The sequence below is a fragment of the Streptomyces sp. SKN60 genome, from assembly GCF_026236535.1.
Classification (GTDB): domain Bacteria; phylum Actinomycetota; class Actinomycetes; order Streptomycetales; family Streptomycetaceae; genus Streptomyces.
The window spans coordinates 239,298-264,500 of record NZ_JAHTMW010000014.1 but is presented as its reverse complement, the minus strand read 5'-3'; the positions used below and the strand labels follow the sequence as shown (position 1 = coordinate 264,500).

Below are 25,203 nucleotides of genomic sequence, written 5' to 3'. Positions count from 1 at the left end.
TGGGAGAGTAGGACGCCGCCGAACAATCATTGTGGGAAAGCCCCGCACCATCTGGTGCGGGGCTTTTCTGCGTTCACAGCCGGCTTGTACGGGCGCGCGCGGTAGCGGGGCGTTAGTGGGGCGACAGCAGGACGGTAAGGGCGGAGGGGATGGTGGTGTTGTGGCGCCGAGCGCGCGCCGACCGACCTTTACGCGGGGGAGAAACCACCATGCGCAGCACCCGTACGCATCGTAAGAACACCGTCCTGGCCGTCGCGGCCGTTGCCGTCCTTTCCCTGGGGCTGACCGCCTGCGGTGGCGACGACGCGGGGACGGGGACTCGGGACGAGGGGGCCGCCACCACGAGCAACTCGTCGGCCACGGCCACAGCGTCGGCGACGGCGTCGGCGACGACGACGACCGCCTCGACCACCGGCGGTACTGCTACCGGCACCGGCACCGGCACCGGCACCGGGGCCAAGAAGGCTGCCGCGACCGGCGGCAAGACGGCGTCCTGCACGTTCAAGGACGTGCGGGTCACCGCGGCCAAGGCGGACGAGACGCCGACCGAGCACATCGTGCTCACCGCCGTGAACAAGTCCGGCCGGGCCTGCCGGCTCGACGGCTATCCGCTGATCGCCTTCGGCGAGATCCACACCGCCAAGGACATCCCGCCCGTCGCCAAGAGCAAGCCGGCCGCTCCGGTCGTGTTGCAGCCCGGCGACCCGGCGTACGCCAATGTGCGGATCTCCCTCGGTGGCGTCCACGAGGACAACAAGGTCGTGAACTCCTTCGACGTGAACCTGTTCACCGGCGACGAGCCCACTGAGGGCAGCATCGTGGTCAAGGCCCCGGCCGGCGGGATCGCCGTCGACGAGGACGCCGCCAAGACCGGTTACTGGACTCAGGAACTCCGCAACGGCGCCGACGAGTTCTAGTCGGCGGGACGGGGGAGGACGGCGGAGGAGGACGGAGCAGGCTGCCCCGCGCACCCGCGCCGCCTCCCCGGCCCCCTGACGATCGGAGCAACCCATGTCGTACCCCGAAGCCCGCTACCACGGCGAGAGCGGCGAGATCAGCGCCGCGTTCCGGCCGGCCGGCACGCCCCCGGAGTTCGTCTCCCCGGGCGGCACCCGCACCCACTACCTCGCCACGACCGCCTCCACCGGCGGCGAGTTCGGCCTCTACCGCATCGACATGCAGGCCAAGGCGGGCGGCCCGGCCACCCACTTCCACCGCACCATCTCCGAGACCTTCTTCATTCTCGACGGGACGGTCCGGCTGTACGACGGGGAGCGGTGGGTCGACGCCGAGAAGGGCGACTTCCTCTACGTGCCGACCGGCGGCCTGCACGCGTTCCGGAACGACTCCGACGAGCCCTCCTCCATGCTTCTGCTGTTCGCGCCCGGCGCGCCCCGCGAGGAGTACTTCGAGAAGGTGTCCACCGTCGCCGGCATGACGGACGAGGAGCGGACGGAGTTCTTCGTCAAGCACGACACCTACTGGACCGACTGACCTCTTACGAGGTCGGCGCCAGGCCCGTCTTCGCGCCCGCGCCGCACAGCGGGACGACCGTTGTGCCCGGACGCTCCGGCGCCGCCCGTACGGCCGCCCAGCAGGCCACCCCGGTGGGCTCCACGTACAGTCCGCGCCGGGCCAGGTCGAGCTGGGCGGCCCGGATCTGGTCGTCCGTCACGGTGCGGAAGGTGCCGCCGGAGGCGCGTACGGCGCGCAGGATCCGGGCGGCGCGGGGCGGGGCCGGGATGGCGATGCCCTCCGCGAGGGTGGGGCGCGTGGCGGTGGGCGGGCCGGTGAGCTCGTCCGCGCCCGCGTGGAAGGCGGCGGCCAGTGGCGCGACCGCCTCGGCCTGGACCGCGACGAGCGCGGGGCGCCGGTCGACGAGCCCGTGCCCGTACAACTCCTCGACGGCGAGGGCCACGCCGAGCAGCAGCGTTCCGTTGCCGACGGGGAGGACCAGGGTGTCGGGGAGCCGGCCGCCGAGGTCCTCCCAGAGTTCGTACGCGTAGGTCTTCGTACCGTGCAGGAAGTGCGGGTTGTAGACGTGCGAGGCGTAGAAGACCCCCGGCTCGTCGGCCGCGGCGCGGGCCGCCCGGGCGGTGGCCTCACGGTCGCCGGGGACGACGACCGTGTGCGCGCCGTGGGCGCGGATCTGCTCCAGTTTCTTGGGGGAGGTGCCCTCGGGTACGTAGACGGAGCAGTCGAGTCCGGCGCGGGCGCAGTACGCGGCGACGGCCGTCCCCGCGTTGCCGCTGCTGTCGGCGAGCACCGAGCGGGGGCGGAGCCGGCGGGCGAGTTCGGCGAGCATCACGGCGCCGCGGTCCTTGAAGGACAACGTGGGCATCAGGAAGTCGAGTTTGGCCGAAACCGTGTCGGTGAGCGGGACCAGCGGGGTGCGGCCCTCGCCGAGGGTGATGTGCGGGTACTCCGTGGCGAGCGGCAGTGCTTCGGCGTAACGCCACAGTGAATTCGAGCGGGACGCGAGGGACTCCCGCGGCACCGGCGCGCTCGTGAAATCGAGGTCCCAGGGACCGCGGCAGCGGGGACAACACCAGGTGAGGGCGGACGCGGGGGAGTGGACGTCGCAGCGCGGGCACACGTAGGTCGTCATGATCCCCAGGATGTCAGTGGTGTGACGGGGGCGTGTCAAGGCGCTCGGAGCCCTTGTGGGATTCCTATGGATCGGTCAATCTTTCGCCAGGAAGCCGGAGATGACGAACGGCGCGGATCCCTCACGCTGTTTTGTCATGTCCCTGTTCATTCGCTCCCGCCTCGGCGGGAGCGCGGCTCCACGACCCCCACAGCAACGCACCACCTATGAGGAGGACCCCTCACATGTCCGTGATGCGTGATTCGCGGCGCAGACTCGCCGCGGCCGGTGCCATAGCCGTCGCGGCCCTCGCGCTCGGCTCCCTCTCCGCCCTCCCGGCGAACGCGGCCGGGACCACCGCCGAAGGCGTCATCCTGAACGCCGGCGCGGAGGGCACCGTCGCCAACAGCTACATCGTCACCCTCCGCGAGTCCGCCGCCCAGGCGGAGACCGCGAAGGGCCGGGCGGTGGCGACGAAGTTCGGCGCCAAGATCAAGCGGACCTACACGGCCGCGCTCAACGGCTATTCGGTCGAGCTCTCCGAGGCCCAGGCCAAGAAGCTCGCCGCCGACCCGGCCGTCGAGACCGTCAGCCAGAACCGCGTCTTCCACGTAGACGGCACGCAGCCCTCCCCGCCGTCCTGGGGCCTCGACCGGCTGGACCAGAAGGCCCTGCCGCTCAACCAGAGCTACACCTACCCGGACAGCGCGGGCCAGGGCGTCACGGCGTACATCATCGACACCGGCGTCCGCATCACCCACAGCGACTTCGGCGGCCGGGCCTCCTACGGCTACGACGCCATCGACAACGACAACACCGCGCAGGACGGGCACGGCCACGGCACCCACGTCGCCGGCACCGTCGCGGGCAACTCGTACGGCGTCGCCAAGAAGGCGAAGATCGTCGGCGTCCGCGTCCTCGACAACTCCGGCTCCGGGACCACCGAGCAGGTCGTCGCGGGCATCGACTGGGTGACCCAGAACGCCGTCAAGCCGGCCGTCGCCAACATGAGCCTCGGCGGTGGCGTCGACACCGTCCTCGACGACGCCGTCCGCCGCTCGATCGCCTCCGGCGTGACGTACGCCGTCGCCGCCGGCAACGACGGCGCCAACGCGTCCAACTACTCGCCGGCCCGCGTCGCCGAGGCCATCACCGTCGGCGCCACCACCTCCTCCGACGCCCGCGCCAGCTACTCCAACTACGGCAGCATCCTGGACATCTTCGCGCCGGGCTCCTCCATCACCTCGTCCTGGAACACCAGCGACACGGCCACCAACACCATCTCCGGTACGTCGATGGCCACCCCGCACGTCGTCGGCGCCGCCGCCCTCTACCTGGGCGCGAACCCGACGGCCACCCCGTCGCAGGTCTCCTCGGCGCTGACGACGGCCGCCACCCCGAACGTGGTGACCAGCCCCGGCACCGGCTCCCCGAACAAGCTGCTGTACGTCGGCGACGGCGGCACCACCCCGCCGCCCACCGGGAAGCGCTTCGAGAACACCGCGGACTACGCGATCAACGACAACTCCACCGTGGAGTCCCCGATCACCGTCACCGGGATCACCGGCAACGCCCCGTCCGCTCTCCAGGTTCCCGTGAACATCGTTCACACCTACATCGGTGACCTCCAGGTCCAGCTGATCGCGCCCGACGGGACGGCGTACACGCTGAAGGGCTTCGGCACCGGCGGCAGCGCGGACAACATCAACACCACCTACACCGTCAACGCCTCCTCGGAGGTCGCGAACGGCACGTGGAAGCTCCGGGTCACGGACAACGCCGCCTGGGACACCGGGAAGATCGACTCCTGGGCGCTGCAGTTCTGACGCCCACTGATCCGACGCCTGTCGAACGATGAGGGGGCGGCCGCCTGTGCGGCCGCCCCCTCATCCATGTCGACCCGCGTGTCGCCCCTGCTCCGGGACCGCGTACGATGCGCGCGGCCGTTCGATAACAGGAGCACCGTACTCGTGGACCCCTTCAAGCCGCCTCAGGATTCGCCCTCCCCGGAGCAGCCTCCACCGCCGCCCGGTCAGGGGTTCGGCCCGCAGGCGCCGGGGTCCGTGCCCGGACCGTACGCCGCGCCCGGGCCGTACACCTCGCCGCCCGCCGGACCGTACGGCCCCTACGGGACGCCCGGACCGTACGGGATGCCGCGACAGTCCACCAGCGGTCTGGCGGTGGCCTCCATGGTCTCCGGCATCGTCTGCTGTCTGCCGCCGCTCGGCCTCGTCCTCGGTCTCGTAGCCCTGCCGCAGATCAGGAAGAAGCAGCAGAAGGGCAAGGGCATGGCCGTCGCCGGCATCGTGCTCTCCTCCCTCGCCACGCTGCTCGTGATCCTCGGCCTGGTGACCGGCGGGATCGGCGAGTTCTGGAGCGGCTTCAAGAAGGGCCTGGACGACGCCGCGGCGGCCCAGTCGCCGTTCTCGCTGGACAAGGGCGACTGCTTCCGCATCAAGGGCAAGCTGGAGACCTACACGACGGACGTCGACACCGTGCCCTGCACCAGCCCCCACGAGGGCGAGGTCACGGGGAACTTCAAGCTCTCGGGCTTCAAGGAGTGGCCCGGCGAGGACGCGATCGACAAGCTCGCCGAGGTGCGCTGCGACCGCATGAACACCGGCTACGCGCTCGACACCTGGGCGGTGCCGGAGGAGGCGCTGGTCTACTACTACATCCCCAGCCGGCAGAGCTGGCGGGCCGGCGACCGCTCGGTGACCTGCGCCTTCGCGACCGAGGAGGCGCCCTTCACGGCCTCGCTGCGCAGTGACGCGAGCACCCTCGACGCGCATCAGCTGCACTTCCTGCGCACGATGAACCCGATCGACGACGTCATTGCCGAAGAGCCCGACGAGGACGCGGACGCCGACCTCGCGGCCAACAAGGCCTGGGCCGCGAAGATGCACACGGCGGTCACCTCGGCCAGCGCGGGACTGCGCGGCCACACCTGGTCCGGCGCCTCCGCCCAGCCGGTCGAGAAACTGGCCGGCCGGCTCGACGCCGCCGCGAAGACGTGGCAGCGGCTCGCCAGGGCGGAGGACTCGGACGCCTTCTGGGCGGACTACGAGGACGCGTTCGACGCCCTGTCGACCGACAACGAGTCGGAGTCGCGGTCCTCGCTCGGGCTGACCGGGACCCTGGAGGACAGCAGCGGCGAGGACGTCTGACGGCTCGACGGGCGGTCAGGGGTGTACGGCACGGGGCCGGGTCTCACGAAGAGGCCCGGCCCCGTGGCTCAGGTGCGGACATGCGCACGCGCGCGTGGTGCCCGTTCGTGGCTCAGCGGCGGCCGCCGAGGACGCCGTGCACGGCCGTGATCAGCTGCCCGTCGGGGGTGTCCCCGTCGAGCGACCAGAACATCGCGCCCCCGAGGCCCCTGGCCCGGACGTACGCAGACTTGGTGCGCAGCACCTGCGGGTCGTCGTAGGTCCACAGGGTGCTGCCGTCGAAGAGCCAGGCGTGGCCGTTCCGGCGGTCGCGGTGCACGGTGTACGCGCCGGAGTCCGCGAGCTTCCGCAGCGCCTCGTAGTCCTCCGAGCCCGCGGCCCAGGTGCCGGGCGCCGCGCCGGTGGCGGGCTGCCCGAGGCCGGTGCCGCCGCCGCTGACGCCGGTCCAGCCCTGCCCGTAGAACGGCATGCCGACCACCAGCTTGCGGGCGGGCGCGCCGCGCTTCAGCCAGTCGTTCACCGTCTGGTCGACGCTGAAGTCGCCCTTGGCGGCGAAGAGCGCGGACTGCTGGGCGGTGGTGGACTCCCAGCTGCCGTGGAAGTCGTAGCCCTGGAGATTGACGAAGTCGAAGTCGCGCATGATCTTCGCGACCTCGAAGCCGGCGTCGATCTTGGCGGGCGCGGTGGGCACGAACGCGGACAGCTCGTAGTGCTTGCGCGGCTGCCCCTTCACGGGCCTCTGGGACTTGGCGTACGCGTCGAGCTGGGTGCGGAACTCCCGTACCAGCGCGGTGAAGTTCTGCTTGTCCTCGGGGCGGAAGACGGTGTCGGTGTCGCCGGCCGAGCCCGGCCACTCCCAGTCGATGTCGATGCCGTCGAAGAGACCGGCCGCGGCGCCCGTGCCGCCCCGGGCGCCGTCCACGGGGAGGTTGCCCTTGATGTAGAGATCGATGCAGGAGGACACCAGGGCCTTGCGGGAGGCCGGGGTGCGGACGGCGTCCGAGAAGTGGGTGGACCAGCTCCAACCGCCCAGCGAGATCATCACCTTGAGGCCGGGGTGCTTGGCCTTGAGCTCGCGCAGCTGGTTGAAGTTGCCCGCCAGCGGCTGCTCGGCGGTGTCGGCGACGCCGTCGACGGAGCCGGCGGCGTCGAGCGGGCGGACGTAGTCGGCCCAGGCGTCCGCCTCGCCGGGGACGTTGCCGGTGAAGCAGGTGCCTTCCGGACTCACGTTGCCGAAGGCGTAGTTGATGTGGGTCAGCTTGGCGGCGGTGCCGCTCGTCTCCAGGTCCTTGACCTGGAAGTTCCGCCCGTAGACGCCCCATTGGGTGAAGTAGCCGACGCGCTTGTACGCGCTGTTGTACGCGCTGTTGTGTGCGGGCTTGGAGACGTGCTCGGTCGCCGCGTCGGCGGTGGGTGCGAGGGTGCCGAGGAGGCCGAGCAGGCCGAGGGGGAGGGCGGCGAGGGACAGCCGGGAATGGGTTCTTCGACGCATGGGCGGCAACGTATTGGTCTGGACCATTAACGTCAAGGATTCCGACGGGAGTTCGGTGGCTATACCTGCGAAAAGGGGCCGCGTAAAGGCATGTCATCACTTCGGGTGAAACTCTGGCCCATGCTTGCGGCTGCGCACCCTCGGTTGTCAGTCTGTTGCTGACAGTCAAGCTGAGGGGAGTGTCCAGTGACGTTCGGTGAGCAGCCCGCCTATCTGCGGGTGGCGAGCGATCTCCGCCAGAAGATCGCCAACGGCTCGCTTCCCCCGCACACCCGGCTCCCTTCGCAGGCGCGGATCCGGGAGGAGTACGGGGTCTCCGACACCGTCGCACTGGAGGCGCGCAAGGTCCTCATGGCGGAGGGTCTGGTCGAGGGCCGCTCGGGCTCGGGGACCTATGTGCGCGAGCGCCCCGTGCCGCGCCGGATCGCCCGCTCCGGGTACCGGCCGGCCGCCGGGGCCAGCCCCTTCCGCCAGGAGCAGGCCTCCGAAGGGGTGCGCGGCACCTGGGAGTCGGCGAGCGAGCAGGAGCCGGCGAGCGCCGAGGTGGCCGCGCGGCTCGGCATCGAGCCGGGGGAGCGGGTGATGCGCACACGGTACGTGTTCCGGGACGGCGGCGAGCCGATGATGCTCTCCACCTCCTGGGAGCCGCTCGCCGTCACCGGGAGGAGCCCGGTGATGCTGCCCGAGGAAGGGCCGCTGGGCGGCTGCGGCGTCGTCGAGCGGATGGCCGCGATCGACGTGGTCGTGGACAACGTGGTGGAGGAGGTCGGGGCCCGCCCCGGACTCGCGGAGGAGCTGCTGACCCTGGGCGGTGTGCCGGGCCATGTGGTGATGGTGATCGAGCGCACCTACTACGCCTCGGGGCGGGCCGTCGAGACCGCCGACGTGGTCGTCCCGGCCGACCGCTACAAGGTGGCGTACCACCTGCCGGTGCGGTGAGCGGTGCCGGGTGCCGCCTGCCGGGCGGCGTGGTGAGCGGTGCCCGAGGCGGGCTCGCGGGGCGCCCGTTCACGTCGAGTTGACGCGGTGTCCGTTCCCGTAACCGATGGGCAACGCCCGGCGGCGACGGTTCGTCATGCCCCGCCCCTACCTTCCCGGTCCGTACCCGCACCCCGGTCGGACGAGAGGGACCCTCATGACGGACACGGTCGCCCGTGACACCTCGGCGGCGCAGCCGCCGCCACCGCGCCGCCGCTACGCGAAGCTGGCCGCCGACGAGAGCCGCGAGGACTATTCGCTGCGCTACGCGCCGCACTCCTTCCGGCGCTGGTCGCCCGGCACCGTCGCCGGCACCGCGCTCGGCGGCATCGCGTACCTCGCCGACTTCGCCATCGGCGCCTCGATCGTCTTCACCTACGGCTTCACCAGCGGGCTCGCCTCGATCCTGACCGCCGCCGTGATCATCTTCCTCACCGGCATCCCCATCGCCCGCGCCTGCGCCCGGTACGGCCTGGACATGGACCTGATCACCCGGGGCGCGGGCTTCGGCTACTTCGGCTCGACGCTCACCTCGCTCATCTACGCCTCCTTCACCTTCATCTTCTTCGCGCTCGAAGGCTCGATCATGGCCCAGGCCATGCACCAGGCCGTCGGCCTTCCGCTCCCGGCCGGCTATCTGCTCACCACGCTGATCGTGATCCCGATCGTCTTCCGCGGCATGGGCGCGCTCGCGAAGGTGCAGGCGTGGACGCAGCCGCTGTGGCTGATCGGCCTGGTGCTGCCCTTCCTGGTGCTCGCGTTCGAGGCGCCGGAGGCCTGGGGCGCGTTCACGTCCTTCGGCGGCACGGAGGGCGCGGGCGCCGGCTTCTCGTGGATCGGCTTCGGACTCGGCACCGGCGTCGCGCTCTCCCTCATCGCGCAGATCGGCGAACAGGCCGACTATCTGCGCTTCATGCCCGCGAAGACCGAGCGGAACCGGGTGCGCTGGAACCTCGCCGTGCTCGCCGCCGGCCCCGGCTGGGTGGTGATCGGCGCGGCCAAGCAGCTCGGCGGCGCGTTCCTCGCCTTCGTCGCCCTGGAGGCCGTCGGCGCGACCCACGCCCTGGAGCCGATCGCCCCGCAGATCGAGGCGCTCAAGCCCTGGCTCGGCTCCTTCGCGCTGCCGGCCGCCGCGCTCTTCGTGATCGTCTCCCAGATCAAGATCAACGTCACCAACGCCTACAGCGGCTCGCTGTCCTGGTCGAACTTCTTCTCCCGCGTCACCCACCGGCACCCGGGCCGGGTCTGGTACATCTTCCTCAATCTCGCCATCGCGCTGACGCTGATGGAGATGAACATGTTCGCGGCCCTGGGCAAGCTCCTCGGCTTCTACTCCAACGTCGGCATCGCCTGGATCGCGGCCGTCGCCGCCGACCTCGTCATCAACAAGCGGGCCGGCTGGAGCCCGCCGTACATCGAGTTCAAGCGCGCCTATCTGTACGCCGTGAACCCGGCCGGCTTCGGCGCCATGACGGTCGCCTCGGTGGTGTCGATCCTCGCCTTCTTCGGGGTCTTCGGCCGGTACGCGGAGGCCTTCTCGACCTTCATCGCGGCCGGTCTCGCGCTTGTCCTCTGTCCGCTCATCGCGTGGGCGACGAAGGGCAAGTACTACCTGGCCAGGCCGAACCCGGTGGTGGGGCCGGCGGCGACGGGCGCCGCCGACGAGACGGCCACCCTGGAGTGCGCGGTGTGCGAGACCGCGTACGAGCTGCCCGACATCGCCGACTGCCCCGCCCACGCCGGGCCGGTCTGCTCCCTGTGCTGCTCGCTCGACGCCGGGTGCGACGACCTCTGCCGCAAGGACCCGGCCGCCGCCACCGGCCTCGTACTGCTGCCGCTGCCCACGGTCCGTGGGGCGGCGCCGGAGGGTGCTCCCGAGGCCGCCCCCGACGCCGGCTGAGCCCCCGTCACCGGGCGAACACCCGTCCTGCGGACGTCCCGCAGCCCGTCTGCAGCCCCCGGAAACTCCCCTTCCGCCGGTTGTTACTGGCCAGATACGTATCTCTTTGTGAAAACCCGTATCCGCTGCGTAAATGTCAGGCGTAAGGTCAGGCATATGCGCATTGCGGTTTCCAGGAGATCGTTAGAGATGGCGGCCGGACCGGCGGAGGGAGAAGCCCGATGAGCGACAGCGGTCCCGACCTTGCCTGGCTGGTCATACGGCAGGACGACAACGGCAACCGCTACCGCGTCGGCCGGTACGCGACCGAGGACGAGGCCCAGAAGGTCGCCGACAGTCTCGACGCCCGCGGTCACAAGCAGCTCTACTGGGTCGAGCGCATCGGACAGCCCGCCCTTTGAGTCTGCCCCGGTTAGGCTCCGGCCCATGACCGATCACCACCCCGACCACCGCCCCGACCCCGTCGTGGTCGTCGCCGGCGCGCTCTGCGACGGCGGCCGGCTGCTCGCCGCGCGCCGCAGCGCCCCCGCCGAGCTGGCCGGCCGCTGGGAGCTGCCCGGCGGCAAGCTGGAGCCCGGCGAGAGCCCCGAGGAGGCCCTGGTCAGGGAGTTGCGCGAGGAGCTCGGGGTGGAGACCGAGGCCGTCGAGCGGATCCCCGGCGCATGGCCGCTCAAGCCCGGCTATGTGCTGTGGGTGTGGACCGCCCGGCTGCTCTCCGGTGAACCCGAGCCCCTGGAGGACCACGACGAGCTGCGCTGGCTCGCCCGCCACGAACTCGACTCCGTCGACTGGCTCGACCAGGACCGCCCCGCCGTCGCCGAGGCCGCGCTCCGACTCCCGGCCGCGCCGTACGCCTCCTAGGGCGCGTACGGAGGCGTGAGGGGTCATCTCCTACGCCGTTCGTGCCACCGTGCGCCGACGGGCCCAACCGGCGGGATATCCCGCTCCATATTTCGGGTATGTCGTGATTAACCCCCCGAAATAGGACGTGGGCCTCGTGATCGACACCGAAGGCGACTGCGCCGAGTGGCACTTTCCCGCGGAGGCCAACGCCGTGCGCACGGCTCGTCACGCGGTCCGCGACACCCTGCGGTCCTGGCGGCTCGACCATGTGATCGGCGACGTCACCGTCCTCCTCGTCAGCGAGCTCGTCACCAACTCCCTGCGCTACGCCTCCGGCCCCATCGGCGTCCGCCTGGTCCGCGTCGGCCCCGACGGCACCGGCCCCGGACACGGCCCCGCGCTCCTCGTGGAAGTCTCCGATCCGCTTCCGGACAAGCCCACCGAACGACCCGCCGGACCCGACGACGAGGGCGGCCGCGGACTCCAGCTCGTGGCCTGTTCCGCACGCCGCTGGGGCACCCGTACCGGGCACGACGGGAAAACCGTGTGGTTCGAGCTGGCCCTCCCTGGTGAGTAAACAGGGTGGGACGACGATCAGCGGGACTCGGCCGGAAACGAACGAGACCACCCTGTGATCGTGAACGTCGTGCCGACGGGGGCCGTGGTGCTGAATACTTCGGTCATGGCCGGTCCGGTGCGGTGAGCTGGAGGGGACGGTCGCGTGAGCGAGATACCTGAGACGCCGAGTGGTGTCATGTGGCAGAACAGCCCGCCCGGGTCGATCTATGACTACATCCGGGTCGCCTCCTTCTCGATAGGCCCCGACGGGCTGGTCGACCAGTGGAGCAGGCGTGCCGTCGAGCTGTTCGGCGTGACCGCCGAGGACGCCAGGGGCAAGGACCCGGTGGACGCGTTCATGCCCCCCGACCTGCGCGACCGCGGCCACCGCAGGGTGCGCGAGATCCTCGACGGCAAGGAGTGGACGGGCCTCGTCCCGTTCCGGATCCCCGGTGAGGACCGCCCGCACGGCCTCGCCGAGATGTACGTGATGCCCAGTGAGACCGAGAGCGGTGAGCGGGCCGCGCTGTGCATCGTGGTCGACGTCCGGGCGCTGCGCCGGATCGAGACCGACCTCGCCGCCTCGCAGGCCATTTTCGGCCAATCCCCCTTCGGCTTTCTGCTCTTCGGCACCGACCTCACCGTGAAGCGCGCCAACCGCCGCTTCGCCACCGTCTTCGGCGGCAACGCCGACGACCACCGCGGCCGCACCGTCCACGACTACCTGCCGCGCGCCGAGGCCGACCGGATGACCGCCGCGCTCCGCAAGGTCCTGGAGACCGGGGAGTCCGTCACCGACCTGGAGATCGTCGGAGCCGCCCCCGGCGCCAAGGACCGCCGCCACTGGGCCATCAACCTCTACCGCGTGCACAGCGGCTCCGGCCGCCCGATCGGCGTCGCCGGCCTCGGCATCGACGTCACCCGCCGCTACAACGCGGCCCGCGAGGCCGCCAGCGCCCGCCGCAACCTCGCCCTGCTCAACGAGGCCGGCGCCCGCATCGGCAACACCCTCGACCTGGAGGCCACCGCCCGCGAGCTGCTCGACGTCACCGTCCCCGGCTTCTGCGACCTCGCCGCCGTCGACCTCTACCAGGGGCTGCTCACCGGCGACGAGGCCCCGCCCGGACGCTGGGGCAGCCCCCAGGACGTCGGTTACGGCTCCGGGAGCGCCGAACTGCGCCGGGTCGCCGTCGCCAGCGCCGTACCCGACAACCCCGTGCGCGTCGGCAAGCCCCGGCCCAGCGGCGACGACGCCGTACCGGGGCCGGTACCGGCCCCGGCCCCGGGCGCCCCCGCCGAGGCGACCGGCACTCCGGCGGCCACCGGCCTCGACCTGTGCTGCGACGAACACCCCATCCAGGTCGGCGCCGTCCACCACTACCCCTTCAACTCGGCCTGCGCCGGCGCCCTGCGCACCGGCCGGGTGCGCACCGTCCCCGGCGCCGAGGGCAGCCTCGTGCAGTCCACCCTCGTCGTGCCGATGGTCGCCCACGACACCGTCGTCGGCCTCGCCCAGTTCTCCCGCGTCAAGGGCAGCGAACCCTTCGGCGAGCGCGACCGCGCCCTCGCCGTCGAACTCGCCGCCCGCGCCGCCGTCTGCATCGACAACGCCCGCCTCTACCGGCGCGAACACGAACGCGCCCTCATCCTCCAGCGCAGCCTGCTGCCCCCCGGCGACCCCGAGGCCGCCGGCCTCGACATCGCCTGCCGCTACCTCCCCGGCACCGTAGGCTCCGAGGTCGGCGGCGACTGGTTCGACGTCATCGAACTCCCCGGCCACCGCACCGCCCTCGTCATCGGCGACGTCATGGGCCGCGGCCTGCGCGCCGCCGTCGCCATGGGCGAACTCCGCACCGCCGTACGCACCCTCGCCCAGCTCGACCTCGAACCCGCCGAGGTCCTCTCCCACCTCGACGAGATCGCCCGCGGCCTCGGCGCCCCCGCCGGCGCCCAGCAGTCCGGCCGCGCCCACAAGGCCCGCGGCCCCGAACTCTCCGAGGTCTACCTCGCCACCTGCGTCTACGCCGTCTACGACCCGGTCACCCGGCGCTGCACCTTCGCCAACGCCGGCCACCTCCCGCCGGTCCTCGTCGAACCCGACGGCGAGGCCCTGCTCCTCGACGTACCGCCCGGAATGCCGCTCGGCGTCGGCGGCGAACCCTTCGAGGAGGTGCAGGTCGAGCTGCCCGAGGGCGCACTGCTCGCGCTCTACACCGACGGGCTCGTCGAATCCCGCGACCACCCGCTCGACGAGGGACTGAGCGCCTTCCGCAGCGCCCTCACCAACCGCGGCCGGCCGCTCGAGGACGTCTGCGACCACGTCCTCAGCACCCTCGACACCCGCCACGGCGAGGACGACATCGCCCTCCTGATGGCCCGTATCCAGGGACTGCCCAGCGAGGCGGTCGGCGACTGGCGGCTGCCCAGGGAACCCCGCTCGGTCGGCCGGGCCCGCGAACTCGCCCGCGCGCAGCTCACCACCTGGAACCTCGAAGCCCTGGTCGACACCGTCGAACTCCTCGTCAGCGAACTCGTCACCAATGCCCTGCGCTACGGCGAGGGCGAGATCCGGCTGCGGTTGCTCCGCGACCGCACCCTGGTCTGCGAGGTGTGGGACGCGGGCCTGGTCCAGCCGCGCCGCCGCCGGGCCAAGGACACCGACGAGGGCGGCCGCGGCCTCCAACTTGTCGGCCTGCTCAGCGCCGCCTGGGGCTCGCGCCGCACCCCGCGCGGCAAGACGGTGTGGTTCGAACTCCCGCTGCCGGACGGCGACGGGAACGCGGAGCCGACGGTCGAGCAGCTGCTCAGCATGTTCTGACCCCGAGGGCGAAGGCCCGCTCGGCCCTTGAGGGGACTCAGCCCTTGAGGGCACTCAGCCCTTGAGAGCGGCGAGCCGGGCCTCGATCTCGGCCTGGTCGCCGAGCGCGTCGAGCTGCTCGAACTGCGCGTCCAGGGACGAGGCGGCGAGCTCCTGCTTGCCCAGCGCCTTCGCCTCCTCCCTGCGCACCTTGTCCTCGAAGCGGCTCAGCTCGCTCGACGGATCGAGCACGTCGATGTCCTTCACCGCGTCCATCATCGTGTTCTGCGCCTGCGCCGACTTCGCCCGCGCGACCAGCTCGTCCCGCTTGGCCTGCAGCTCGCCCAGTTTCGTCTTCATCTGGTCGAGGCCGGTCCGCAGCTTCTGTACGACCTCGGTCTGGGCGGCGATGGTCGGCTCGGCCGTCTGCGCCTCCTTCTCCGACTGGAGCTGGCGGCCGAGCGCGACCTTGGCGAGGTTGTCGAAGCGGTCCGCCTCGTCGGTCTGCCCGCCGGCCCGCATCTGGTCGCCCCGGCGGCTCGCGGCGAGCGCCTTCTCACCCCACTCCTTCGCCGCGGCGACGTCCTCCGCGTGGTCCTGCTCCATCAGCCGCAGATTGCCGATGGTCGCCGCCACCGCCTCCTCCGCCTCCGCGATGTTGTTCGCGTAGTCGCGGATCAGCTGGTCGAGCATCTTCTGCGGATCCTCCGCCTGGTCGAGGAGGGCGTTGATGTTGGCCTTCGCGAGCTGGGTGACCCGGCCGAGGACGGTCTGCTTGCTCATGTCGTTCTTCTCCTTGCAGGGGTACGGGAGTACGGGCGGGAGCGGGGAGGTTCAGAAGCGGCCGCCACCGCCCAGCCGGCCGCGCGTGCCCCCGCCGCCGAAGCTGCCGGGACCGCCGCCGAAACCGCCCCCGAAGCCCCCGGACCCGCCGGACCCGCCTCGGGACGGGCCGCCGCCGAACAGACCGCCCAGGATGATGCCGCCGAGCACCGCCCCGCCGAGGCCGCCGCCCCCGGAGCCCGCGACACCGCCGGTGGCACCGCCGAGGCCGTTGGGATTTCCGTACCGGCGTACGTCCTGCTCGGCGAGGTCCTGGGCGCGGCGGGCGAGCGCGTCCGCCTGCTGGGCCTCGGACAGCGCCGCCGCCGGGTCCTCCTCCGCCAGCTGCTCCGCCCGGTCGAGCCGCCGCTGCGCCTCGGCGAGGCGGGTGCGGGCCTCGGCGCCGACCGCGCCGCGGTGCGTCGTCACGTAGTCGGCGGCGGCGCCGATCGCGGAACGGGCCGTCAGGAGCGCTTGGTCGAGCAGCGCCCGGGCCCGCCGCGAGCCCGACGCGTGCTCCCGGGCGCCGGCCAGGGCCTCGTCGAGCGCGGTGTCCGCCTCCTCGACCCGGCGCAGCGCGTCGAGCGGGTCGTAACGGCCGGACTCCATCGCCGTCCGCACCGCCGCGAGCACCGAATCGGCCCGCCCGATCCGGCCCCGCAGGTCGGCCGTCGGCACGCCCTCCTCGGTGCCCTCCAGGAGACCGCGGGCGTCGGCGAGGTCGGCCTCGGTCTCGAACAGCGCCCCGGACAGCTTGCCCACCGCCTCCGCGAGCTCCTGGGCGCGCCGGTCCACGGCCTCGATCAGCCGGGCCGCCTGGTCGACGGCGCCCTCGGCGGCCCGGATCTGCACGGCGGCGCCGCCGTTGTCGCCCCGGTCGATCAGCTGCCGGGCCTGGTCGACGGTGGCGGTGGCGAACACCAGACGGTCCTTGGCCTGTTCGACGTCGCCGGAGACGGGGGCCGCGGCGGACTCGGTGTAGCGCTCGCGCATCGCGGTCAGCGCCGCCTCGGCGCTGCCGACCCGGCCGGTCTGCTCGCGGAACGCGGCCTCCACGGCGGCGAGCGCGTCCGGCGCGGTGCGCTCCAGGTCCCGCAGCCGGTCGAAGTCCGCCGCCTCGGTGTCGAGGCGGGCGTCGGCGTCCGCGCAGCGGCGGAGGATCTCCTCCAGCATGGTGCGGCGGGTCGCGTCGTCCTCGGGGAAGGCGTCGTCGAGCTGCTGCCGCAGCCGGAACGCCGCGGTCAGCTCGCCCCGCGCGTACGCCACCGCCGCCGTGAACGGCTTCACCGCCTCGTCGCCGAACTGGGCGGTCGCGAAGCCCAGTTCCTCCTCGCTGGTGCGGACGGCGTCGTCGGTGGCGACGAGCGCCTGCCGCGCCCTGCCGTCCACCTCGTCGAGCGGGGGCAGCGGGGGCAGCCCTTTCGGAGCGCCCCAGCCGGTGCCCCCGGCGGCGGAGCCCCAGCCCCCGCCGCCGGGGGTGGTGCGGGTCTGGGTCCTGCGGCGGCGTCTGGTGTACGCGTAGGCGGCGACGGCGCCCGCGCCGCCGACCAGGACCACGGGCAGGACGAGGTCGGAGGCGGAGGGCGAGTCCTCGCCGGAGCCGCTGCCGCCGCCGGGGTCGGCCGGGCCGGGGGTGATGGCGGGGGCGGGCACGGGCTGTCCGGCGAGCACGGCGGTGTAGCCGTTCGCGGCGCCGATCGCCGCGCCGGCCCAGTCGTTCTGCCGCAGGGCGGGCTCGATCGCGGTGCGGGCGACGTCGTCCAGCTGGGCCTGGGTGAGGCGGGAGCCGGGGTCGGCGGAGTAGCCGTACTGGCGGTCGTGGGTGGCGACGGCGAGCAGCACGTCGTCGGGGCCGAGTCCGTTGCGCTCGGCGGTGGCGTCGGCCCAGGTCTGGGCGGGGCTGGCGGAGAAGTCCCGTACGTAGACGACGAAGAGCTGGACGCGGCGCGCGTCGTAGAGGCCGTCGAGCGCCCGGACCACCTCCGGCCGCCGGTCGCCCAGCGCGTCGACCCGGTCGGTGATCTGGCCCTCGCGGGACAGCACGACGGGGTCGTCGGCGTGGGCGCCGTGAACGGCGGGCACGACCAGCCACCACGTCGCCACCAGGACCGAGAGCAGGGCTCGGGCGGCTATTCGCGTCACATGAGGGAGGCTATGTCCGGGTTTGCGTGGGCGCGACCGGGCGGGACCGGGTGGGGTTCGGGTGGGACGAAACCATTCTCCACAGGCTCGCGTCACTGTCAGTAATCATCGCTACGGTGGTTCCAGTGATACGACAAGCCTGGGGGGACCGGTTGAACGGACGGTTGGACGGACGGTGGAAGCGCGTGTGGCGACGGGGCCGTTGGTGGGTCCTCGGACTCGTCCTGGCGCTCGTCGTGCCGGTGCTCGTCGCGGGCACGGCCCTGCGCCTCAACGACACCGGCGATCTGCGCGAGGACGCGAAGAGCCGGGGCAAGGACGCGATATGGCTCGGGCACGCCTGGGTCGACGGCCGGAAGAAGGACGCCGACGTGGCCGCCTTCGCCGCCCGGATCAAGGGCACCGGCATCCGTGACCTGTACGTGCACGCCGGACCTCTCGAACACGACGGCACCCTGCCCGCCGCCCGCCACCCCCGGGCGCGCTGGCTCGTCGACGCCGTGCACCGCACGATGCCCGGCATACGGGTGCACGCCTGGCTCGGCGACGTCCTCGCCACCGAGGGCCCCGACGGCCTGCGCCTGGAGGACGCCGGCACCCGCGCGGCCGTGGTGACCTCGGCCCGGCAGGTCCTCGACGCCGGCTTCGAGGGCGTCCACTTCGACCTGGAGCCGCTCCACTCCGACGACGCCGACTACCTCTCCCTCCTCGACGACCTCCGCGCCCTCACCCGCCCCCGCAAGGCCCCGCTCTCCGTCGCCGCCCACCAGATAGACCCGCTCCCGGGCGCGCACACGGTGCTCGGCGCGGTCTCGTCCAACGGCAGCGAGAAGTGGTGGTCCCAGGAGTTCTTCGGCCAGGTCGCCCGCCGCGTCGACCAGATAGCCGTCATGTCCTACGACACCTGGATGCCCCTGGAAGGCCTCTACGGAGGCTATGTCGCCCAGCAGACCGCCCTCGCCCTGGAGGTCACCCCCGAGGACACCGACCTCCTCATGGGTCTCCCCTTCTTCCACGAGGACGACCTCGGCCACCACGAGTCCGCCGAAACGGTCTCGGCCGCCGTCCGCGGCGTCCGCCTGGGCCTGGGCCGGACGGACGCGGGCCGGGACCGGTTCGGGGTGGCGCTGTACGTCGACTTCGCGGCGGAGGAGGGCGACTGGCTGGCCTACCGGGAGGGCTGGCACTGACCGGCCCCGCCAGGCTCACCCCTTGCGGCGGCGGATGCGGCTGCCCAGCCAGACCACCGGGTCGTACTTGCGGTCCGCCACGCGTTCCTTCATCGGGATCAGGGCGTTGTCGGTGATGGCGATGGACTCGGGGCAGACCTCGGTGCAGCACTTGGTGATGTTGCAGTAGCCGAGGCCGTGATCGTCCTGGGCCGTGCGGCGGCGGTCGAGGCCGGAGTCCTCGGCGGCGTCGAGGGGGTGCATGTCGAGTTCGGCGATGCGCATGAGGAAGCGGGGGCCGGCGAAGGCGGGCTTGTTCTCCTCGTGGTCGCGGACGACATGGCAGGTGTTCTGGCACAGGAAGCACTCGATGCACTTGCGGAACTCCTGCGAGCGGTCGACGTCCTCCTGCCGCATCCGGTACTCGCCGGGCGCGAGGCCGGCGGGCGGGACGAAGGCCGGGATCTCGCGGGCCTTCGCGTAGTTGAAGGAGACGTCCGTGACCAGGTCTCGGATGACCGGGAAGGCGCGCATCGGGGTGATGGTGACCGTCTCGTCGCGGTCGAAGACCGACATCCGGGTCATGCAGAGCAGCCGGGGGCGGCCGTTGATCTCGGCCGAGCAGGAGCCGCACTTGCCGGCCTTGCAGTTCCAGCGGACGGCCAGGTCGGGGGCCTGGGTGGCCTGGAGGCGGTGGATGATGTCGAGGACCACCTCGCCGTCGTGCACCTCCACCGTGTAGTCGGTGAGCTCGCCGCCCTCCGCGTCGCCCCGCCAGACCCGGAACCGTGCCTCGTACGTACTCATGCGTCCAGCCCCTTCGACTCCAGCTCCTCCTCGGCGAGGTACTTGGCCAGCTCCTCCTTCTCGAACAGGGCGAGCAGATCGGGGCGGATCGGCTCCGTCCGCACCCGTTCCAGGGCGATGCCCTCGCCCTCGGTCCGGCACAGCAGGTTCACCGGGCGCCAGGAGCGGTCCATGCCGGGGCGGTCCTCCCGGGTGTGGCCGCCGCGGGACTCGGTGCGTTCCAGGGCCGCCCGCGCCACGCACTCGCTGACCAGGAGCATGTTGCGCAGGTCGAGGGCGAGGTGCCAGCCGGGGTTGAACTGCCGGTGGCCCTCGACGGCGACCCGCCGCGCCCGCTCGCGCAGCGCCGCGATCCGCTCCAGGGCCTCGGCCATCTCGCCCTCCCGCCGGATGATCCCGACCAGGTCGTTCATCGTCTGCTGGAGTTCCTGATGGAGGGTGTACGGGTTCTCGGCGGCCTCGCCGAAGGACTCGCCGTCGAACGGGGCCAGCGCCTCCGTCCGGGCCGCCGCCACCGCCTCCTCGCCGACCTGGAAGGCCTCGGCGCCCGCCGCGTACTCCGCCGCGTGCAGTCCGGCGCGGCGGCCGAACACCAGCAGGTCGGAGAGCGAGTTCCCGCCGAGCCGGTTGGAGCCGTGCATGCCGCCGGCGACCTCGCCGGCCGCGAAGAGACCGGGCACGCCCACCGTGGCGGCGGTCTCCGAGTCGACGTTGATGCCGCCCATCACGTAGTGGCAGGTCGGCCCGACCTCCATCGGCTCGGCCGTGATGTCGACGTCCGCGAGCTCCTTGAACTGGTGGTACATCGAGGGCAGCCGGCGCCGGATCACCTCGGCCGGCATCCGCGTCGACACGTCGAGGAAGACCCCGCCGTGCGGGGAGCCGCGGCCCGCCTTCACCTCGGCGTTGATCGCCCGCGCCACCTCGTCGCGCGGCAGCAGCTCGGGCGGGCGCCGGTTGTGGTCCGGGTCCTCGTACCAGCGGTCGCCCTCCTCCTCCGACTGCGCGTACTTCTCCTTGAAGACCTCGGGGACGTAGTCGAACATGAACCGCTTGCCCTCGGAGTTCCTGAGCACCCCGCCGTCGCCGCGCACCGACTCGGTGACGAGGATCCCCTTCACCGACGGCGGCCAGACCATCCCGGTCGGATGGAACTGCACGAACTCCATGTTCATCAGCGGCGCCCCGGCGAGCAGCGCGAGCGCGTGCCCGTCGCCCGTGTACTCCCAGGAGTTCGACGTCACCTTGAAGGACTTGCCGATGCCGCCGGTCGCGAGGACGACCGCGGGGGCCTCCAGGACGAAGAAGCGGCCGGTCTCCCGCTCGTAACAGAAGACCCCCGCGACCCGGCCCGAGCCGTCCTTCAGGATGCGGGTGACCGTGCACTCCTGGAAGACCTTCAGGCGGCTCTCGTGGTCGCCGGTCTCCCGGAAGTCCTCCTGCTGCAGCGCGACGGTCTTCTGCTGGAGGGTGCGGATCAGCTCCAGGCCGGTGCGGTCGCCGACGTGCGCGAGCCGCGGGTACTCGTGGCCGCCGAAGTTGCGCTGCGAGATCCGCCCGTCCGCCGTCCGGTCGAAGAGCGCGCCCCAGGTCTCCAGCTCCCACACCCGGTCGGGGGCCTCCTGGGCGTGCAGCTCGGCCATCCGCCACTGGTTGAGGAACTTCCCGCCGCGCATGGTGTCGCGGAAGTGGGTCTGCCAGGTGTCGTGCGGGTTGGCGTTGGCCATGGCGGCGGCGATGCCGCCCTCGGCCATCACGGTGTGCGCCTTGCCGAAGAGGGACTTGCAGATGACGGCGGTACGGGCGCCCCGCTGCCGTGCCTCGATCGCCGCGCGCAGCCCGGCGCCGCCGGCGCCGACCACGATCACGTCCCACCGCTGGCGTTCCACAGAAGTCATGTCAGAAGAACCTCGGGTCGTCGAAGGCGCCGGTGGCGAGCAGGTACACGTACAGGTCGCAGACGGCGACGCTGATCAGCGAGGCCCAGGCGAGCCGCATGTGACGGCGGTTCAGCCGGCCGACCCAGGTCCACAGCCGGTAGCGGACGGGGTGCTTCGAGAAGTGCCGCAGCCGGCCGCCGACGATGTGCCGGCAGGAGTGGCAGGACAGGGTGTACGCCCAGATGAGGACGATGTTGACGAGGAAGATCAGGCTGCCGAGCCCCATGTGCCCCCAGTCGTAGGAGGCGTCCCGGAAGGTCAGCGCGGTGTCGTAGGTGAGGATCCCGGCGACCGGCAGGGCGAGGTAGAAGAAGTACCGGTGGATGTTCTGCAGGATCAGCGGGAAGCGGGTCTCGCCGGTGTACGTGCGGTGGGGTTCGGCCACCGCGCAGGCCGGCGGAGAGGCCCAGAAGCCCCGGTAGTAGGCCTTCCGGTAGTAGTAGCAGGTCAGCCGGAAGCCGAGCGGGAAGACCAGGATCAGCAGGGCGGGGGAGAGGGTCCACCAGCTGCCGAAGATCTCCCAGTTGGGGCCGCCGCGCATCGGGACGCAGTTCTCGGCGAGGCAGGGCGAGTAGAACGGGGAGACGTAGGGGGCGGCGTAGTAGTGGGCGTTCGCGAAGGCCCGCCAGGTCGAGTAGGCGACGAAGGCGAGCAGTCCGACGGTGGTGGCGGCCGGTGCCAGCCACCAGCGGTCGGTGCGCAGATGGCGGGCGGCGAGGGAGGCGCGCCCGGGCGAGCGCACCCCCGTGGTCGCTGAAGGGGGTTCCGTACCTGTGGCCAACAGGGCCTCCTCGGCTCTACGGCGCGTGGCGGTCGCGTGCTCCCAGTCCCTCGTCGTCGGTGTCCGTCCACTTCTGGGAGTCGTACGGGGTGTCGGGGATCGTCACCATGGGCTCGTCGCGGGTCCCGGTCGGCGTGCCCCGTTCCGTTCCGACGCGGTGTTCCAGCTCTTCGACCGTGCGTTCCAGGTCCTGCAGACGGCGCTTGACGGCCGCCAGGTCGTCCTGAACGGACATGGTTGCCCTCACTTCCGCGAGCGACTTCCGCCGGTTTCCGCCGGTGCCTGCGGGACTCACGCGAGTGTCGCGCGTCACATCCCGCTTGGGAAGCCGTGTGCACCTGATTCCACTCGTCCGGGGCGCCCCGGTTCGGGGGCGATTGGGCCGCACGAGTGGGGTTTGCCGGCCGTGCCGCCGTGTCGCCGTCACCGGATCCGCTCCGTCCTTTTCAGTGTATGAGCAATAGGTGTGATCATCTCCAAATGGCATAAAACTGGACGAAGGGGTACAAGTCATGTCCCAGGTCGGCGCCCCTCGCGGAAGGACATGCTCCAGGAGCCCCCGCTCCCGCACGCTCCGCTCCGTCGCCTCCCTCGGCAGCGCGGTCCTCGCCCTGGCCGTGCTCGCCGGATGCAGCTCCGGAGACGGCGGCGACCAGTCGCCCGCCGCCGCCCAGGACAACGCGCCGGCCGCGCGCGACAAGGTCGCCGACGGCGGGACCGTGCGCTGGGCCGTCGACGCACTGCCCACCACCCTCAACGCCTTCCAGGCCGACGCCGACGCCGCCACCGCGCGCATCGCCGGCGCCGTGCTGCCCGCCCTGCACACCCTCGACGAGCGCGGCCGGCCGCAGCTCAACCCCGACTACCTGGAGTCCGCGCAGGTCGTCGAGACCGAGCCCAAGCAGGTCGTCCTCTACAAGCTCAACCAGCAGGCGGTGTGGAGCACCGGCCGGGAGATCGGCGCACCGGACTTCGTCGCCCAGTGGCGCGCGCTCAGCGGCCGCGACACCGCCTACTGGACCGCCCGCAACGCCGGGTACGAGCGGATCGAGAAGATCGAGCGCGGCAAGGACGACCTGGAGGTACGGGTCACCTTCGCCAAGCCGTACGCCGACTGGCGGGCGCTCTTCACCCCGCTCTACCCGAAGGAGGTGATGGGCACCCCGAACACCTTCAACGACGGCGCCCGCACCGCCCTGAAGGCCACCGCGGGACCGTTCGTCCTCAAGAGCGTCGACCGCAAGAGCGGCAGTGTCACGCTGGCCCGCAACCCCCGCTGGTGGGGCCAGGCCGCCAAGCTCGACAGCCTCGTCCTGACCGCCGTGCCCCGCGCCGACCGGGCCGCCGCGCTCGCCTCCGGAAAGCTGGACCTCGCCGAGATCGACCGGTCCGCCGCCGAGCGGATCGCGCTCGCGGTACGGGACGCCCGCGCCGGCCAGAGCGGCGCCCAGGCCGCACTGGCCCACGGCCCCGGCGCCGGCATCACCCCGGCCGCCGCCCTGCGCTCGTGGGCGCTGGCGCACGGCTCCGACGAGGAGAAGGCGGAGGAGGTACGGGCCGCCCGCGAGGAGAACGGCAAGGCGATCGCCGCGTACGCCGCCGAGCAGAACGGCCTCGCGAAGTTCGTGGTCCGCAAGTCCCTGGAGCCCGCCTACACCCAGCTCTCCCTGAACGGGGAGTCCGGGCCGCTCGCCGACGAGCGGGTGCGCCGGGCGGTCGCCCGGGCGATCGACCGGCAGGAGCTCGCCGAGACCGTGCTCAAGCCGCTCGGCCTGCCGGCCCGCCCGCCGGGCAGCCACCTGGCGCTCGCCGGACAGGCCGCCTACGCCGACAGCAGCGACGCGCTCGGCGACCAGGACACCAAGGAGGCGGCGGCGCTGCTCGCCGACGCCGGCTGGGTGCCGGGCGGCGCACTGAAGAAGCCCGCGACGACCGCGGGCACGAAGGCCGGGAGCGAGGCGGCCAAGAAGGACGCGGCCAAGAAGGACACCGAGAAGACGGACGCGGAAGAGAAGGCCGACACCGAGAAGACGGATGCCGAGAAGAAGGCGGACGCCGACAAGAAGGCCGAGGAGAAGAAGGCCGCCGACGAGAAGGCCCGCGCGAAGGACGCCGACGCCGCCTCCGACGAGGGGCTCTACATCGTCGGCGACGACAAGCCCGGCGACCGCCGCACCAGCCCGCTGATCGGCGCCGGCGGCCCCGAGAACGGCACCAACATCCTCGCGCCCGCGCCGGTCGCCGCCTTCCAGGGCGCCGCCCTGCTCCGCCAGGCCGCGGCCCTCGACACCGGTACGGGCACCAAGCCGGTGGCCGGCGCCTACGCCCCGCGCGGCTCCGCCGCCCCGGCGGCCCCGGCCGCCGTCGACGCGGCCGCCGCGAAGGCCCTCGGCAAGGACGGCAAGGCGCTCAGCCTCCGCTTCGTGCTGCCGTCCGGGCCGGGCTCGGAGTCGCTGCGGGCGGTCGGTGACCGGATCGTCCGGATGCTCGACGCGGTGGGCATCCGCACCGAGGTGACCAAGGTCTCCGACGAGAGCTTCTTCAAGGACCACATCGCCTCCGGCGACTACGACCTGGCCCTCTACTCCTGGCCCGCCACCGCCTTCCCGGCGACCGACGCCCGGCCGATCTACGCCAAGCCGGAGCCGGCCTCCGACGGCTCGCTCCTGGTCGAGCAGAACTACGCGCGGGTCGGCACCGACCGCATCGACCAGCTCTTCGACCAGGCGGCCGCCACCCTGGACGAGGAGGAGGCCCGTGACCTGGTCCGCCAGGCCGACGCCCGGATCTGGGCCGCGGCCGGCTCCATCCCGCTCTACCAGCGCCCGCAGCTGGTCGCGGCCAAGCCGGAGCTGGTGAACGCCGGCGCCTGGGGCTTCGCCGCCCCCCGCTACCAGGACATCGGCTACAAGAAGCCGCAGAGCGCGCAGGGCGCCGAGCGCAACAAGGGCTGATCCGCTCAGCAGGACCAGCACCAGCACCACCAGGACCAGGGCCCGGCCGGGCAGCCGCACCGGCCGGGCCCTCGCCATGCCCGTGCCCCGGCCCGCTCAACCGGACGGACGCCTTCCATTCGGACCGCCGCCCTCCACCCCGTACACGAAACCGCCCCATTACCCGAAAGCGGCAGAAACTCCAAGTCGCAAGCTCAGAAGCAGCTCAAGTTCCTTGCCCGGCGGAGGCCCGGGCGGGCACGATCGCAGCGGACCATTGACCCGGC

20 protein-coding genes are annotated in these 25,203 nt (G+C 72.2%); 12 read left to right on the top strand and 8 right to left on the bottom strand.

Going from position 1 to position 25,203, the window contains the following annotated elements; all coding sequences use genetic code 11:
• The first annotated feature begins 209 nt into the window (after positions 1 to 209).
• Complete coding sequence (locus KV205_RS24410; protein WP_265866705.1) at positions 210 to 917, top strand: DUF4232 domain-containing protein; 708 nt, start codon at positions 210 to 212, stop codon at positions 915 to 917.
• Positions 918 to 1,011: 94 nt separating this feature from the next.
• A complete protein-coding gene (locus tag KV205_RS24405; protein WP_265866704.1) occupies positions 1,012 to 1,494 on the top strand; it encodes a cupin domain-containing protein in 483 nt (160 codons plus the stop codon).
• Between the two features lie 4 nt (positions 1,495 to 1,498).
• Here KV205_RS24405 and KV205_RS24400 read toward each other — a convergent pair whose 3' ends face one another.
• Positions 1,499 to 2,608, bottom strand: coding sequence for a threonine synthase (locus tag KV205_RS24400; protein WP_265866703.1), 1,110 nt, complete (start codon positions 2,606 to 2,608; stop codon positions 1,499 to 1,501).
• 224 nt (positions 2,609 to 2,832) lie between these two features.
• Here KV205_RS24400 and KV205_RS24395 point away from each other — a divergent pair, with 224 nt between their 5' ends.
• Entirely contained in the window at positions 2,833 to 4,413 is a 1,581-nt protein-coding gene (locus KV205_RS24395; protein WP_265866702.1) for a S8 family peptidase, read from the top strand.
• Positions 4,414 to 4,650: 237 nt separating this feature from the next.
• The gene (locus KV205_RS24390) at positions 4,651 to 5,754 is read left to right on the top strand and encodes a DUF4190 domain-containing protein (protein ID WP_265866701.1); all 1,104 of its coding nucleotides are present in this window, start codon (positions 4,651 to 4,653) and stop codon (positions 5,752 to 5,754) included.
• A 112-nt stretch (positions 5,755 to 5,866) separates the two neighbouring features.
• Here KV205_RS24390 and KV205_RS24385 read toward each other — a convergent pair whose 3' ends face one another.
• Entirely contained in the window at positions 5,867 to 7,246 is a 1,380-nt protein-coding gene (locus KV205_RS24385; protein ID WP_265866700.1) for a glycoside hydrolase family 18 protein, read from the bottom strand.
• 186 nt (positions 7,247 to 7,432) lie between these two features.
• Between KV205_RS24385 and KV205_RS24380 the strand changes: the two genes are divergently transcribed.
• The 6 genes from KV205_RS24380 to KV205_RS24355 all read left to right on the top strand — a co-directional run bounded on the left by KV205_RS24380 (position 7,433) and on the right by KV205_RS24355 (position 14,343).
• Positions 7,433 to 8,185 carry a GntR family transcriptional regulator gene (locus KV205_RS24380; protein ID WP_265866699.1) on the top strand — a complete coding sequence of 251 codons (753 nt, stop codon included), beginning with the start codon at positions 7,433 to 7,435 and terminating at the stop codon, positions 8,183 to 8,185.
• A gap of 196 nt (positions 8,186 to 8,381) precedes the next feature.
• Entirely contained in the window at positions 8,382 to 10,124 is a 1,743-nt protein-coding gene (locus KV205_RS24375) for a cytosine permease (RefSeq protein WP_265866698.1), read from the top strand.
• A gap of 221 nt (positions 10,125 to 10,345) precedes the next feature.
• The gene (locus KV205_RS24370; protein WP_265866697.1) at positions 10,346 to 10,525 is read left to right on the top strand and encodes an SPOR domain-containing protein; all 180 of its coding nucleotides are present in this window, start codon (positions 10,346 to 10,348) and stop codon (positions 10,523 to 10,525) included.
• A gap of 25 nt (positions 10,526 to 10,550) precedes the next feature.
• Positions 10,551 to 10,985, top strand: a complete 435-nt coding sequence (locus tag KV205_RS24365; RefSeq protein ID WP_265866696.1) for a (deoxy)nucleoside triphosphate pyrophosphohydrolase — start codon at positions 10,551 to 10,553, stop codon at positions 10,983 to 10,985.
• 136 nt (positions 10,986 to 11,121) lie between these two features.
• Complete coding sequence (locus KV205_RS24360) at positions 11,122 to 11,544, top strand: ATP-binding protein (protein ID WP_265866695.1); 423 nt, start codon at positions 11,122 to 11,124, stop codon at positions 11,542 to 11,544.
• Positions 11,545 to 11,721: 177 nt separating this feature from the next.
• The gene (locus KV205_RS24355; RefSeq protein ID WP_265866725.1) at positions 11,722 to 14,343 is read left to right on the top strand and encodes a SpoIIE family protein phosphatase; all 2,622 of its coding nucleotides are present in this window, start codon (positions 11,722 to 11,724) and stop codon (positions 14,341 to 14,343) included.
• Positions 14,344 to 14,397: 54 nt separating this feature from the next.
• Here the strand turns inward: KV205_RS24355 and KV205_RS24350 are convergent, their stop codons facing one another.
• A complete protein-coding gene (locus tag KV205_RS24350; RefSeq protein ID WP_265866694.1) occupies positions 14,398 to 15,105 on the bottom strand; it encodes a PspA/IM30 family protein in 708 nt (235 codons plus the stop codon).
• Between the two features lie 51 nt (positions 15,106 to 15,156).
• Positions 15,157 to 17,286 (bottom strand): TPM domain-containing protein, encoded by a 2,130-nt coding sequence (locus KV205_RS24345; protein WP_265866693.1) that lies wholly within the window; start codon positions 17,284 to 17,286, stop codon positions 15,157 to 15,159.
• 164 nt (positions 17,287 to 17,450) lie between these two features.
• Between KV205_RS24345 and KV205_RS24340 the strand changes: the two genes are divergently transcribed.
• A complete protein-coding gene (locus KV205_RS24340; protein ID WP_374214721.1) occupies positions 17,451 to 18,476 on the top strand; it encodes a hypothetical protein in 1,026 nt (341 codons plus the stop codon).
• Between the two features lie 15 nt (positions 18,477 to 18,491).
• On the opposite strand, the gene KV205_RS24335 is transcribed toward KV205_RS24340, so the two are convergent.
• The 4 genes from KV205_RS24335 to KV205_RS24320 are packed head-to-tail and all read right to left on the bottom strand — an operon-like array spanning position 18,492 to position 22,218.
• A complete protein-coding gene (locus KV205_RS24335) occupies positions 18,492 to 19,262 on the bottom strand; it encodes a succinate dehydrogenase/fumarate reductase iron-sulfur subunit (protein WP_265866691.1) in 771 nt (256 codons plus the stop codon).
• Entirely contained in the window at positions 19,259 to 21,160 is a 1,902-nt protein-coding gene (locus tag KV205_RS24330) for a fumarate reductase/succinate dehydrogenase flavoprotein subunit (protein ID WP_265866690.1), read from the bottom strand. Before KV205_RS24330 ends, KV205_RS24335 begins: the two co-directional genes overlap by 4 nt.
• A 1-nt stretch (position 21,161) precedes the next feature.
• Positions 21,162 to 21,983 (bottom strand): hypothetical protein, encoded by an 822-nt coding sequence (locus KV205_RS24325; protein WP_265866689.1) that lies wholly within the window; start codon positions 21,981 to 21,983, stop codon positions 21,162 to 21,164.
• A 16-nt stretch (positions 21,984 to 21,999) separates the two neighbouring features.
• A complete protein-coding gene (locus KV205_RS24320) occupies positions 22,000 to 22,218 on the bottom strand; it encodes a hypothetical protein (protein WP_265866687.1) in 219 nt (72 codons plus the stop codon).
• Between the two features lie 277 nt (positions 22,219 to 22,495).
• On the opposite strand from KV205_RS24320, the gene KV205_RS24315 reads away from it, so the two are divergent.
• Positions 22,496 to 24,937 carry an ABC transporter family substrate-binding protein gene (locus tag KV205_RS24315; RefSeq protein ID WP_265866685.1) on the top strand — a complete coding sequence of 814 codons (2,442 nt, stop codon included), beginning with the start codon at positions 22,496 to 22,498 and terminating at the stop codon, positions 24,935 to 24,937.
• Positions 24,938 to 25,203 lie beyond the last annotated feature (266 nt).

Coding starts and splice junctions, on each gene's coding strand:
- KV205_RS24410 (WP_265866705.1), top strand. CDS start 210: ATGCGCAGCACCCGTACGCATCGTAAGAACACCGTCCTGGCCGTCGCG.
- KV205_RS24405 (WP_265866704.1), top strand. CDS start 1,012: ATGTCGTACCCCGAAGCCCGCTACCACGGCGAGAGCGGCGAGATCAGC.
- KV205_RS24400 (WP_265866703.1), bottom strand. CDS start 2,608: ATGACGACCTACGTGTGCCCGCGCTGCGACGTCCACTCCCCCGCGTCC.
- KV205_RS24395 (WP_265866702.1), top strand. CDS start 2,833: ATGTCCGTGATGCGTGATTCGCGGCGCAGACTCGCCGCGGCCGGTGCC.
- KV205_RS24385 (WP_265866700.1), bottom strand. CDS start 7,246: ATGCGTCGAAGAACCCATTCCCGGCTGTCCCTCGCCGCCCTCCCCCTC.
- KV205_RS24375 (WP_265866698.1), top strand. CDS start 8,382: ATGACGGACACGGTCGCCCGTGACACCTCGGCGGCGCAGCCGCCGCCA.
- KV205_RS24370 (WP_265866697.1), top strand. CDS start 10,346: ATGAGCGACAGCGGTCCCGACCTTGCCTGGCTGGTCATACGGCAGGAC.
- KV205_RS24365 (WP_265866696.1), top strand. CDS start 10,551: ATGACCGATCACCACCCCGACCACCGCCCCGACCCCGTCGTGGTCGTC.
- KV205_RS24355 (WP_265866725.1), top strand. CDS start 11,722: ATGTGGCAGAACAGCCCGCCCGGGTCGATCTATGACTACATCCGGGTC.
- KV205_RS24350 (WP_265866694.1), bottom strand. CDS start 15,105: ATGAGCAAGCAGACCGTCCTCGGCCGGGTCACCCAGCTCGCGAAGGCC.
- KV205_RS24335 (WP_265866691.1), bottom strand. CDS start 19,262: ATGAGTACGTACGAGGCACGGTTCCGGGTCTGGCGGGGCGACGCGGAG.
- KV205_RS24330 (WP_265866690.1), bottom strand. CDS start 21,160: ATGACTTCTGTGGAACGCCAGCGGTGGGACGTGATCGTGGTCGGCGCC.
- KV205_RS24320 (WP_265866687.1), bottom strand. CDS start 22,218: ATGTCCGTTCAGGACGACCTGGCGGCCGTCAAGCGCCGTCTGCAGGAC.
- KV205_RS24315 (WP_265866685.1), top strand. CDS start 22,496: ATGTCCCAGGTCGGCGCCCCTCGCGGAAGGACATGCTCCAGGAGCCCC.